14 protein-coding genes and 1 pseudogene are annotated in these 11,823 nt (G+C 71.5%); 10 read left to right on the forward strand and 5 right to left on the reverse strand.

Annotation, left to right across the window (positions count from 1 at the left end; all coding sequences use genetic code 11):
* The 3 genes and pseudogenes from AC1DY2_RS07530 to AC1DY2_RS07540 all read right to left on the reverse strand — a co-directional run.
* Positions 1 to 244, reverse strand: a pseudogene (locus tag AC1DY2_RS07530) (RNA polymerase sigma factor); the annotation flags it as partial.
* 75 nt (positions 245 to 319) lie between these two features.
* A complete protein-coding gene (locus tag AC1DY2_RS07535) occupies positions 320 to 625 on the reverse strand; it encodes an NIPSNAP family protein (RefSeq protein WP_476761850.1) in 306 nt (101 codons plus the stop codon).
* Positions 626 to 737: 112 nt separating this feature from the next.
* On the reverse strand, positions 738 to 1,394 hold the full coding sequence (locus AC1DY2_RS07540) for a response regulator (protein WP_476761851.1): 657 nt from the start codon (positions 1,392 to 1,394) through the stop codon (positions 738 to 740).
* Positions 1,395 to 1,482: 88 nt separating this feature from the next.
* Between AC1DY2_RS07540 and AC1DY2_RS07545 the strand changes: the two genes are divergently transcribed.
* The 9 genes from AC1DY2_RS07545 to AC1DY2_RS07585 all read left to right on the forward strand — a co-directional run bounded on the left by AC1DY2_RS07545 (position 1,483) and on the right by AC1DY2_RS07585 (position 9,222).
* Positions 1,483 to 3,498 (forward strand): sensor histidine kinase, encoded by a 2,016-nt coding sequence (locus AC1DY2_RS07545; protein WP_476761852.1) that lies wholly within the window; start codon positions 1,483 to 1,485, stop codon positions 3,496 to 3,498.
* Positions 3,499 to 3,649: 151 nt separating this feature from the next.
* On the forward strand, positions 3,650 to 4,393 hold the full coding sequence (locus AC1DY2_RS07550; protein ID WP_476761853.1) for an alpha/beta fold hydrolase: 744 nt from the start codon (positions 3,650 to 3,652) through the stop codon (positions 4,391 to 4,393).
* An 11-nt stretch (positions 4,394 to 4,404) separates the two neighbouring features.
* Entirely contained in the window at positions 4,405 to 4,833 is a 429-nt protein-coding gene (locus tag AC1DY2_RS07555) for a RidA family protein (RefSeq protein ID WP_476761854.1), read from the forward strand.
* A 12-nt stretch (positions 4,834 to 4,845) separates the two neighbouring features.
* Positions 4,846 to 5,583 (forward strand): alpha/beta fold hydrolase, encoded by a 738-nt coding sequence (locus tag AC1DY2_RS07560; RefSeq protein ID WP_476761855.1) that lies wholly within the window; start codon positions 4,846 to 4,848, stop codon positions 5,581 to 5,583.
* Positions 5,580 to 5,939 carry a cupin domain-containing protein gene (locus tag AC1DY2_RS07565; protein ID WP_476761856.1) on the forward strand — a complete coding sequence of 120 codons (360 nt, stop codon included), beginning with the start codon at positions 5,580 to 5,582 and terminating at the stop codon, positions 5,937 to 5,939. The genes AC1DY2_RS07560 and AC1DY2_RS07565 overlap by 4 nt, the downstream gene beginning before the upstream one ends.
* Positions 5,940 to 5,994: 55 nt before the next feature.
* A complete protein-coding gene (locus AC1DY2_RS07570) occupies positions 5,995 to 6,588 on the forward strand; it encodes a pyridoxamine 5'-phosphate oxidase family protein (RefSeq protein ID WP_476761857.1) in 594 nt (197 codons plus the stop codon).
* The gene (locus AC1DY2_RS07575; RefSeq protein ID WP_476761858.1) at positions 6,585 to 8,222 is read left to right on the forward strand and encodes a cation:proton antiporter; all 1,638 of its coding nucleotides are present in this window, start codon (positions 6,585 to 6,587) and stop codon (positions 8,220 to 8,222) included. Before AC1DY2_RS07570 ends, AC1DY2_RS07575 begins: the two co-directional genes overlap by 4 nt.
* Positions 8,215 to 8,817, forward strand: a complete 603-nt coding sequence (locus tag AC1DY2_RS07580) for a DNA-3-methyladenine glycosylase I (RefSeq protein WP_476761859.1) — start codon at positions 8,215 to 8,217, stop codon at positions 8,815 to 8,817. The genes AC1DY2_RS07575 and AC1DY2_RS07580 overlap by 8 nt, the downstream gene beginning before the upstream one ends.
* 60 nt (positions 8,818 to 8,877) lie before the next feature.
* Positions 8,878 to 9,222, forward strand: coding sequence for a LysR family transcriptional regulator (locus AC1DY2_RS07585; RefSeq protein ID WP_476761860.1), 345 nt, complete (start codon positions 8,878 to 8,880; stop codon positions 9,220 to 9,222).
* 40 nt (positions 9,223 to 9,262) lie between these two features.
* Here AC1DY2_RS07585 and AC1DY2_RS07590 read toward each other — a convergent pair whose 3' ends face one another.
* Together AC1DY2_RS07590 and ychF are read right to left on the reverse strand one after the other, a co-directional pair.
* The gene (locus tag AC1DY2_RS07590) at positions 9,263 to 9,553 is read right to left on the reverse strand and encodes a DUF7882 family protein (protein WP_476761861.1); all 291 of its coding nucleotides are present in this window, start codon (positions 9,551 to 9,553) and stop codon (positions 9,263 to 9,265) included.
* Positions 9,554 to 9,655: 102 nt separating this feature from the next.
* Positions 9,656 to 10,729, reverse strand: a complete 1,074-nt coding sequence (ychF, locus tag AC1DY2_RS07595) for a redox-regulated ATPase YchF (protein ID WP_476761862.1) — start codon at positions 10,727 to 10,729, stop codon at positions 9,656 to 9,658.
* A gap of 284 nt (positions 10,730 to 11,013) precedes the next feature.
* On the opposite strand from ychF, the gene AC1DY2_RS07600 reads away from it, so the two are divergent.
* Positions 11,014 to 11,823 (forward strand): DUF7363 domain-containing protein (locus AC1DY2_RS07600; protein WP_476761863.1); only part of this gene is annotated, 810 nt, incomplete at its 3' end.

Genomic DNA, 11,823 nt, shown 5'->3' on the forward strand with positions numbered 1-11,823 from the left:
GCACCGCCTCGGGTGGCACGTCGGCGCGGCGGCGCCAGGCCGTCGCGAACACGTCGGCCGCGAGGTCCTCGGCGTCCTGCCGCGGCCCCCGGCGGGCGAAGTAGCGGACGAGGGCCGTCGAGTGCTCGCGCACGACGGCGGTGAACCAGGCGACCTCGTCGGAGGTCGCGGGCTGGTCGGCGCCCTCGGGCATCGCCACCCCCTCGGTCGCGTCGGTGTCGGCTGCGGTGCTGGCGATCCTCACACCGGGTATGTGTCGGATCTGCCGCGAGTCTTGCACGGAACGACGGAATTCCTCGCGCGCGGGCGGTGGAGCGCCTCAGTCGAACATCGGGGTCAGGAACCTCCGCTCGTAGCGCCGGAAGCAGCGCGTCTCCGCGCCGAACCGGTTGGCCYCCACGCATTCGGGGTCGGTCGTCGCGGCGGTGCGGTACTGCTCGTACTCCGCCAGCGACGGGAACGTGAAGAGCGCGAACGCCTCATCGCTGTCGCCCTCGCTCGGCAGGAAGTAGCCGTGGTGCGTGCCGCCGAGCCGATTCACGAGGTGGATCCATCGCCGGCCGTACTCCTCGAAGTCGGAGAGCTTGTGGGGGTCGATCTCGTAGCGCAGGTGGATGGTGATCATGGGTCCACGCTCGCATCGATCGCGCGGCGGGACGGCGTGAATGCCTGCCAATCTTGCGAGACCGACCGCCGAGCTCGGCGGCCGCGAGCACCGCGCCCGAACACGGTCGGGCTCAGGCGGCGTCGAGGAACGCGATCACCGCGAGGACCCGGCGGTGCGCCGACGCGTCGTCATCGCCGAGGCCGAGCTTGGCGAGGATGCGGTGCACGTGCTTCTCGACGGTGCCCTCCGAGACCTGCAGGACGCGGGCGATGCCGACGTTCGAGCGGCCCTGCGCCATGAGGGAGAGCACCTCGCGCTCGCGAGMCGTGAGCTCCCCGAGCGGGTCGATCGACCGCTGGGCGCGCACGAGCTCCTGCACGAGCGCGGGGTCGATGACGGATTCCCCTGCGGCGACCCGTTCCAGGGCGGCCACGAACTCCTGCACCATCGTGACCCGCTGCTTGAGCAGGTACCCGATTCGAGGCCCGCTTCCGAGCAGCTCGATCGCGTGCTGGACCTCGACGTACGACGAGAGCACCACGATGCCGATGAACGGGTCGGCGGCCCGTACCGCAGTCGCCGCCACCAGTCCCTCGAGCGTGTGCGTGGGCGGCATCCGGATGTCGATGATCAGCAGTGCGGGGCGGTACTCCCGCGCGAGCTCGAGGAGCCGGGAGGCGTCGGGCGCCTGTGCCACCACGTCGAACCCCGAATGGGTGAGCAGGCTCGCGAGTCCTTCCCTGAGGAGGACGTCGTCGTCCGCGATGATCACCCGGGTTCCCGGCATCACGTCCCCTGAACGAATCTCGGCATCTGTGCCAGTCTGAGCGTGCACGGGGTTCGAGACAACAGGTTCGCCCATATCGAGGTGCCAGGTGAAGCAAGTCCCCCAGGACAGCGAGGTGCTCGCCGCCGAGCTGGCTGCCCTTCGGAACACCGCGGGCCTCATCGCGCAGGGCACCCCGGCCGTGGTCGTGCTCGAGAGCGTCGCACGCCATGTGGCGGCCTCGGTCGGCGCGGACTTCCTGGAGATCCTGCAGTTCGAGGGACATGACCGTCCCATGGTCGTCGGCGCGTGGGCCGCACGGCGCGACCGGATGGTCGACCTGGACCGCTGGCCGCTCGCGGTCGACGACCTCGCCCGGAATCTCTTCGGCGCACGGGCCCCCGTCCGGGAGGACCACCCGCATGCCGTGCACGACACCGCATCGTCGATCACCAGGCATCGGCACGGAGTGACGTCCTCCGTCGGCGTGCCCGTGCCGTTCCAGGACCACGCCTGGGGCGCGATCCTCGTGCACTCCGCCGGCGATCGGCCGCTCGCCCCCGAGACGGGACGCCTGCTGGCGGACTTCACCGAGCTCGTGACGTCGGCGGTGGCGAACAGCACCGCCCGGGCCGCCGTCACGGAGCTCGCGGCCGACCAGGCGGCGCTGCTCCGCGTCGCCGAGCTCGTCGCCCGCGAGGCGCCGACCGACGAGGTGTTCGCGGCCGTCGCGGAGGAGCTGGGCCGGCTCCTCGGCGCCCCGGGTGCCGAGATGCTCCGGCATGAGGCGAACGGCGCCACCACGTTCCTCGCACGCTGGGGATCGCTCGAGGCGGGGCTCCCGACGGTGGGAGTCCCCATCCTCGTCGCCGGACGGGTGTGGGGCGCCCTCGTCGTCGGCTCCGTCCGTGACTCGCCGCTCCCCGCGGACACGGACCGGCGCATGGCGAAGTTCGCGGACCTCGTAGCGGTCGCCCTCGCCAACCTGGAATCCCGGGAGGCGCTTCGCGCGCTGGCCGACGAGCAGGCGGCGCTCCGCCGAGTGGCCACGGTCGTCGCCCGGGAGGAGTGGCCCGTCACCTCCGCCACCATCGTCCGCGAGGTCGCGGTCCTGCTCGACGCGAAGGGTGCGGTGATGCTGCGGTACGAGCCCGACGAGACGATCACGGTGCTCGCCGCCTGGGGCGCCCCGGACATGACCGCCTACGTCGACCAGCGGTTGCCGTTCCAGGGCGACAACACCGCGGCGGAGGTCTGGCGCACCCGCCGCCCCGCCCGGCAGGAGGACTTCGACTACGCCGTCGGGGGCCTCGCCGAGCTCAGTCGACGCGAGGGGATCACGTGCGCGGTGGCGAGCCCGGTCATCGTCGAGAACCAGCTCTGGGGAGCGATCGTCGTCGTCACCAGCGGCCCCGAGCGCCTGCCCGACGACACCGAGGCTCGGATGGGACAGTTCACGGAACTCCTCGCCACCGCGATCGGCAACATGAAGTCGAGATCGGAGCTCGTCGCGTCACGGGCGCGAATCGTGCAGACCGCGGACCGGACCCGTCGACGCTTCGAGCGCGACCTGCACGACAGCATCCAGCAACGGCTCGTCAGCATCGCGCTGGACCTGCACGTGGTGGAGCAGTCCCTGCCGGCCGACCTCGAGTCCTCGCGAGCCCGGCTCGCCGGCGTCGCCACGCAGCTCGCCGACACCCTGGAGCACCTGCGTGAACTGTCCAGGGGGCTGCATCCCGCGATCCTCTCGGAGGGCGGACTCGCCCCCGCGGTTCGTGCCCTCGCCCGTCGATCGCCTGTCCCRGCGCAGCTGCGGATCGAGCCGCTCCCCCGGATGGCCGACCCCGTCGAAGTCGCCGCGTACTCCGTGGTCTCGGAAGCGCTCGCCAACGCCGGCAAGCACGCCGGCGCCACCCGGGTGGAGGTGGAGCTCCGGTGTCGCGACGGGCACCTGGAGGTGACCGTCACCGATGACGGACGCGGCGGCGCCGACCCCGCTCGGGGATCCGGGCTCACCGGGCTCGTCGACCGCGCCGAGGTGCTCGGCGGATCGGTCAGGGTACGCAGCCCGAAGGGGCGCGGCACGACGCTCGTCGCCACCTTCCCGCTCGCGGCACCCTGAGCGGCAGCCCCGCGACCGGGTCACCCGCCCCGGACGAGGTCCGCCTTCACGCTCGCCCCCATGCGAAGAGTGGTGCTGGCGGGCTCGACGCCGGCCGCATCGGCGGTGAGGCTGGGGGCTTCCCCGTTCGGCGCCAGCGCAAGGAGTCTCCATGAGCATCACGAGTCCGTCCCCGAGCCGGCCGACGGTGGTGCTCGTCCACGGCGCATTCGCGGAGTCCTCGAGCTGGGCCGGCGTCGTCACGCTGCTGCTCGACGACGGCTTCCCCGTGATCGCGGTCGCCAATCCGCTCCGCGGCGTGAGCACGGACGCCGAGTACCTCCGAGCCGTCCTCCGCGACGTCGCCGGCGACATCGTGCTGGTGGGCCACTCCTACGGCGGCACGGTCATCACGAACGCCGCGACCGGAAACCCATCCGTCAGGTCCCTCGTCTACATCGGGGGCTTCGCGCCCGACGAGGGAGAGAGCGCCGCACAGCTCGCGGGACGCTACGAGGGTGGGACGCTCGGCGACACGCTGACGGCGGTCGCCCTCCCCGACGGCGGGAACGACCTCTACATCGTGCAGGACAAGTACCGCGCGCAGTTCGCCGCCGACTCGTCGGAACGGGATGCGGCGGTCATGGCGGTGACCCAGCGGCCCATCGTCGAGGCGGCCCTGAACGAGGCATCCGGAACACCGGCGTGGAAATCGATCCCCTCGTGGTTCCTCTTCGGGTCCGACGACCGGAACATCCCGGCCGCCAGTCACCGGTTCATGGCGGAACGCGCAGGCTCGCGCCGCACCGTCGAGCTGCAGGGCGGCTCGCACAGCGTCGGCGTGCCCGAGGCCGCGAGCGTCGTCGCCCTCATCCGCGAAGCGGCCGCCGCCGCGAGCGCACCGGCGGCCGGGTAGGCGTCCCGCCGGTGGACGTCGCTCGAGTGGCCGGGGCGGGTGTCGGGACGAGTGCCGGCGCGCATGTGTCGGTCGCCGCCGTCGTGGCGGAGGGGCGCTTCGTGTTCGTGTCGGGCCAGAGCCCGACCCGCGACGGCACCCTCGTCGGCGGCACCATCATCGAGCAGACCCAGGCCGTGCTGGAGAACCTCGCGGCGATCCTGAGATCCGCCGGCGCACGACTCGACGACGTGGTCAAGTGCGGGGTCTTCCTCGCCGACCTCGACGCCCTGCCGGAGTTCGACGAGGCCTACGCCGGAGCGTTCGGCGCGCACCTCCCCGCCCGCACCACCGTCGGGGTCGCACTGCCCGGCTACGCGGTGCAGATCGACTGCATCGCCATCGTGCCCGGCGCCCCGCCGGAGCCACCCACCACGCTCCACCCACCACTGCCCGACTGAAGGAAGACGAAGATGGCCACCACATCAGAACCCACGACCGTCGTGCTCGTGCACGGCGCATTCGCCGACGCGGGAAGCTGGGTCCCCGTCATCGAGCGACTCCTCGCCGCCGGCGTTCCCGTTCGCGCACCGGGGCTGCTCATGCGGGGCCTCCGCTCCGACTCCGACTACATCGCGAGCGTGATCTCCCAGATCCCCGGCCCGGTGCTCGCTGTGGGGCACTCCTACGGAGGTGCGGTGATCTCCAACGCCGCCACGCAGGCGTCGAACGTGAAGGGACTCGTGCTGGTGTCGGGATTCGCCCCTGAGGAGAACGAGGCCCTGGGCGAGGCCGAGGGAACCTCCCGCGACAGCGCCCTCGGACCGGCACTCGTCCAGGCGCAGTTCCCCACGGGGGTCGGCGACGAGACGGCGATCGAGCTGTACGTCGACATCGCGAAGTTCTCTGCGGTGTTCGCGGCCGACCTCCCCGAGGCGCAGGCGAACGCCTTCGCGGTATCGCAACGACCCATCGCCGCCTCGGCGTTCGACGAGAAGTCGGGACGGCCCGCCTGGAAGCACCTGCCGACCTGGTCCGTCGTCGCCACCGGCGACAAGGCGGCCGGCTCCGACGTGCTGCTCTCCATGGCGCGCCGCGCGAACGCCGAGCTGCTCGAGCTCGAGGGCTCGCACCTCATCATGGTCTCCCAGCCGGAACCGGTGACCGACGTCATCCTCCGCGCGCTCGAGAAGGTCGGCGAGTCGCGATGAGCGAGGCGGAGCCGGTCGACGAGCTGGCGACCAAGCTGAAGCGCACCGAACTGCAGCACCAGGCCTCGTCGATCCCGGGCAGGGACATCGTGCAGGTCCTCACCGAGATCCCGGTCGGGGTCGAGTCCGGCTGGCACACCCACCCGGGTGAGGAGATCGGCTATATCCTCGCCGGCACCGTGGAGATGCGCGTCGAGGGTGCGCCGACCCTGCTGCTGAACGCCGGCGACCCGTTCCTGATGCCGCCGGGCACCGCCCACAACGCGCGCGACCTCGGCCCGGGCACGGGGATGATGCTCTCGACCTACCTCGTCGACCCGACGCAGTCGCTGGCCACGTTCGTGCACGTGGACTGAGCCGGCGGCGGGGTCGGGGTGAGCAGCGAGGGAGCGGGATGAGCGGGGGTCCGGGATGAGTGCACAGTACGGATGCATCGCCTTCACCGACGACGTCCGGCGCGTGCAGTCGGACTACGGGAGCGCGGAGTTCTACGCCCGCATCGCCGAACGCGGGCTCGCGGCATCCGGCCACGACCCGCTCGGCCCGCGTGAGTCCGAATTCCTCGGCGCCCTCGACGGCTTCTACCTGGCCACGGTCGGGGAGACGGGGTGGCCGTACGTGCAGTTCAGGGGCGGCCCGCCGGGCTTCATCCAGGTGCTCGATCGGCACACCATCGCGTGGGCCGACTACCGCGGCAACCTCCAGCACGTCTCCACCGGCAACCTCGACGGTGACGACCGGGTCTCGTTGATCGGCGTGGACTATACCGCCCGCCGCCGGTTGAAGCTGTTCGGCATGGCGCGGGTCGCGCGAGCGCACGCAGGCGGCGACGACGGCGCGAGCGACGACGGCGACCTCGTCGCCCGCCTCGCCGACGCCGCCGAAGCCGGAGCGACGGTGGAGGCGGCATTCGTCGTCACGGTGGTGGCCTTCGACTGGAACTGCCCGCAGCACATCCCCCGCCGTGTGACGGTCGGATGGTCCGACGGGACGCCGCGCGGATGAACCCGGTGAGCGCCGTCGTCTGGACCGTCGCGTTCGTCGTCGTGACGGTCTCGGTGACGGGCCTGACCCGCCGCCTGAACTGGTCGGCGCCCGTCGTGCTCGTCGTCGTCGGCGGGATCGCGTCGTTCATCCCCGTCGTCCCGGTCGTGCGCGTCGAGCCCGAGCTGGTGCTCTACGGCGTGCTGCCTCCGCTGCTGTTCGCACAGGCCGTGCGGACCTCGTTCCTCGACGTGCGCCGGCGACGTGACAGCATCCTCATCCTCTCGGTCGGGACGGTCGCCTTCACGGTGGTCGTCGTCGGGTTCACGACGTCGTTGCTGCTCCCTGCCATCGGGCTCGCCGCCGCGTTCGCGTTCGCGGCGGTCATCGCGCCCACGGACACCGTCGCCGTCACCTCCGTGACCGGCCGCCTCGCGCTGCCACGACGGGTCGTCACCGTGCTCGAGGGCGAGAGCCTCTTGAACGACGCCGCGGCGCTCGTGGCACTCAACGCCGCGATCGCCGCGATGACGATGCTGCTCAGCCCGCTGCTCGTCACTGGGGCGTTCCTGCTGGCCGTCGTCGGTGGCGTCGCCGTCGGCCTGGCGATCGGCTGGACGATGGCGTTCATCCGCTCGCGCCTCCGATCGCCCGTCCTCGACACGAGCCTCGCCCTCATCACGCCGTACCTCGCCTTCATCGCCGCGGAGGCCGTGCTGGGTTCCGGGGTGCTCGCCGTCGTCATCGCGGGGTTGTACCTGGGGTACCGGTCGCCGGTCGTGCAGTCCGCCGAGGCGCGGATCGCCGAGTCGGTGAACTGGCGGACCATCCAGTTCCTCCTCGAGAACGCCGTGTTCCTGTTCATCGGGCTCAACCTCGCGAGCATCCTGCAGGGCGCCGTCCGGACCGGCCCTGACCTCTGGGCGACCATCGGCATCTGCAGCGTGGTGTTCGTGGCGCTCGTCGTCTCCCGGTTCGTGTTCGTGCTCGCCGTCGCCTGGTTCTTCCGACGAGGCCCGCGGCGGCTGCGCCGGCAGCACGTGCAGTGGAAGAACGCGGTCGTCATCGCCGCGGCGAACGTGCGCGGCGTCGTCACCCTCGCAGCCGTCTTCCTACTCCCCGAGATGACACCAGACCGGGAGTTCCTGCAGTTCGTCGCCTTCGTCATCGTCGTCGCCACCCTCGTCAGCGGGTTGGCGCTCCCCCTGCTCGTCCGGCGCCTGCACCTCCCGCCGCCGAACGCCGCCCAGGAGCAGATGGAACGCGAGACCCTGATGGCCGAGGCGCACGCGGCAGGACTCGCCCGTCTCGAACTGGAGACGGGCGAGGCCGACGAGGAGCGCGTCGTCTCGCAGCTCCGGGCGAACGCCACCCTCATCTCCGACTCGCTCGCACATCCGGTGACCGCTCCGGCATCCGAGTCCTTCCTCGCGGCGTACGCGCGGCTTCGGCGCGAGATGATCACCGAGGAACGCCAGGCCGTCCTCGCCGCCAGGAGCGAGGGCCGGTTCCCCGAGACCGCGGTGAAGTTCGTCCTTCGAGCCATCGATGCAGAGGAGCTCTCATTGAATGCCATCACCAAGGCTCCGGATGCCGCCGCGCCGCGTCCCGAGCCGGCCGACACCCGTTCGCCGAGCAGGCGTGGCCATGTCTGACTGGGCGTCCGGCACCGCCTCGACGGGCGCGGACCAGCGCAGCCGGTGCGCGTGGGCCACCGCGCATGAGCGCGACGAGGCCCTCCTCGCCTATCACGACCATGAGTGGGGCACGCCGGGTGGGACCGAGAGCGCCGTGTTCGAGGCGCTCACCCTCGGGATCTTCCAGGCCGGCCTCGGATGGCTCACCGTGTTCCACAAGCGCGCTGCGTTCCGGGCCGCCTTCCACGACTTCGATCCGGCGCGGGTCGCGCGGATGGACGACGCCGACGTCGCCGTGCTGCTGCAGGATCCCGGGATCATCCGCAACGAGGCGAAGATCCGGTCGACCCTCCGCAATGCCGCGGTCGTGGCGGCGTCGGAGTTCGCCCTCGCGGACCTGGCGATTGGCACCGGACCGCGCGAGCACCAGCGCCCGTCACCGGGGGCCGCCGTGCCCTCGCACACCCCCGAGTCGGAGGCGCTGAGCCGGCGCCTGAAGGCGGAGGGATACGTGTTCATCGGTCCGACCAGCGCCTACGCCTTCATGCAGGCGATCGGCGTGGTGAACGATCACGTCGTCGGCTGCTTCCGCGGCGACGAGCTCGAACGATGATGTCGACTCGCGTACCCTGAAGCCGGGCCGGCATTCGCGCCGACCGACGGAAGGCTCCGCGTGAACATCACCCTGCTTCGACGGTTCGTCGCCGTGGCCGAGGAGCTGCACTTCCCGCGCGCCGCGGACAAGCTCGGCATCCCGCTCGCGTCGCTCTACTCGTCGATCGACAAGCTCGAGGCGGAGATCGGGCAGCCGTTGTTCACCCGGCAGGGCGAGACACAGCTCACGAAGGTCGGTGTGCTCTTCCTCGAGGAGGCTCGGAACGAGATCGCCGCGGCGCCCGCTGCCCCCGAGAAGCCCGTCGCGAAGGCCGGCGGCAAGGCGAAGGCCTCGAAGGGCAAGGGCCGCGCGCCCATCGTGAAGGGCCAGCCGAAGCCGTACAAGAAGCGCCAGGGTCGCTGAGCAGCCGAGCCTCGCTGGAGCAGACGCCGAACGGGCGGACTCACCTCGCGGAGGGCTCGGGCACGATCGTCAAGCCGAGCACGGAACTGGCGGTTTCCTCCAGTTTCACCAGCCACGCTTCGTTCAGGCTGGGCCGACGGTTGCCGAAGTACACGAATTCAAGTGGCGTCGACGGTGAGATCCACGCCGTCACCGTTCGCCCGGGCGCGCTCAGCGTCATCGGGAAGGACTGCCGTTGCTCCATCTTCCGCAGGATGACGACCTGCAGGTGCGCCAGGGTCCGATCGTCGATTTCGGCCGTCGAGACGTTCGCATAGATGAATCGCCCCACGGGACACCCGCTCTCTTGTGAGAAGCAATCTCTCACACACCGGGCGCGGCCGGCAGGGACTTGACGCAGCGAGAAGCGTGACGACGTGGCGTCAGCGCGGCATCAGACGTTGAAGCGGAACTCCACGACGTCGCCGTCCTGCATGACGTAGTCCTTGCCCTCCATGCGGGCCTTGCCCTTGGCGCGGGCCTCGGCGACGGAGCCGGTGGCGACGAGGTCGGCGAACGAGATGACCTCGGCCTTGATGAAGCCGCGCTCGAAGTCGGTGTGGATGACGCCCGCGGCCTGCGGGGCCTTCCAGCCCTTGTGGATCGTCCACGCGCGCGACTCCTTCGGGCCGGCCGTGAGGTACGTCTGCAGGCCGAGCGTGTCGAAGCCCACACGGGCGAGCTGGTCGAGGCCCGACTCCTCCTGGCCGGTCGAGGCGAGCAGCTCCGCGGCGTCGGCGGGGTCGAGATCGATGAGCTCGGACTCGATCTTCGCGTCGAGGAAGACGGCCTCGGCGGGGGCGACGAGCGCGGCGAGCTCGGCCTTGCGCGCGGCGTCCGTCAGCACCGCCTCGTCGACGTTGAAGACGTAGATGAAGGGCTTCGCGGTGAGCAGGCCGAGCTCCCTGACGGGCTCGAGGTCGACGGATGCCGCGGAGAGCGGCGTGCCCTTCTGCAGCACCTCGAGCGCCTCGTTCGCCGCGGTCAGCACCGACGGGTCGAGCTTCTTGCCCTTGACCTCCTTCTCGAAGCGCGGGATCGCGCGCTCGAGGGTCTCGAGGTCGGCGAGGATCAGCTCGGTGTTGATGGTCTCCATGTCGGACTTCGGGTCGACGGTGCCCTCGACGTGCACGACGTCGGAGTCCTCGAAGCCGCGCACGACCTGCGCGATGGCGTCGGCCTCGCGGATGTTCGCGAGGAACTTGTTGCCGAGGCCCTCGCCCTCGGACGCGCCGCGCACGATGCCGGCGATGTCGACGAACGACACGGCGGCGGGCAGGATGCGCTCGGAGTTGAAGATGCCGGCGAGCGTCTCGAGCCGCGGGTCGGGCAGGTTCACCACGCCGATGTTCGGTTCGATCGTCGCGAAGGGGTAGTTCGCCGCGAGCACCTGGTTCTTGGTGAGCGCGTTGAACAGGGTGGACTTGCCGACGTTGGGCAGGCCGACGATGCCGATAGTGAGAGCCACGGGGGTCTATCGTACCCGGCGGCTCACCGGGGCATTTCCCCCGCTCGTGCACCGCGGTCGGCGGTCGGGGCCACGCCGGCGCTCAGTGCGGACCCTCGGCGGCATCCGGGACCGCACTGAACGAGCGCGCGAACGCTGGTGCGCGTGTTCCCCGCGGTCGTATGCTGCGCGCAGAGGGAATCGAGCGTCACTCAGTTTCGAGCGGCGACGACGCACGCGAGGGGGGCGGCGATGTCCGCCACGGGCAGGCGAACGCGCGGATGCCGCGCGTGGAGGGCCAGGCGATGACGCCGGCACTCGCCGCGATCGGCGCGCGTGGCGCCGTGCGGATCGTGGGCGCACCGGATGCCGCGGGCTGGGCGCTCCCCAGCGACGGACGCGAGCTCGCCCGAGCCGGTCTCGTGGGCACCGGCGGCGACGCACCCGTGCTGCTGCTCGTGCTCGATCCCGAGGTCGACCTGCGCCGGGTGGTGATGTTCGTGCAGCTCGGCGACCTGCTCTGCACGTTCCGGCCGACGGGCGACGACCCCGACGCACTCGAGGTGGCGCTGCCGTTCCGCGTCGGCGGCGCCGTCGGGCTCGTCGTCGCCGTCGAGTGCGCGACCGAGGCCGAGGCCGAGGAGCTGGCCCGACGGTACGACGCCGCGCGCGCCGATGCCGAAGCGGGGCCGCCGCCGGTCGGCGCCGAGCCGCCTGAGGATGCAGCGGCCGCCGAGCCGGCACCCGATGCCGCGGTGCCCCCGGTCGAGGCGGCGCCGCCGCCGTTGTCGCGGTCGATCCCATTCCCCGCGCCCGCACCGTCCGTCCCCAGCCCTGCACCCGCACCCGCGCCGGGGCCCGTACCGGCTCCCGGTCCCGTCGTCAGCGGCGGCGGTGGTCCGGCCCCCGAGGAACCCCCGTCGCCGCGCACCCTGGCGCACGTGCACGCCGAGATGCCGCGGCGCGTCGCCGTCGACGCCGAGGTCGAGGTGCGGTTCCGGCTCAGCAGGCGCCGGCTCGAGGCATCCGCCGGCACCAGCAGCACGACCCAGTCGATCCGCATCGACGCCGCACGCGACCTCACCGTGACCATCGCCCTGCGCGGATTCCGCCTC

The organism is Agromyces sp. P1_H4, assembly GCF_056405255.1.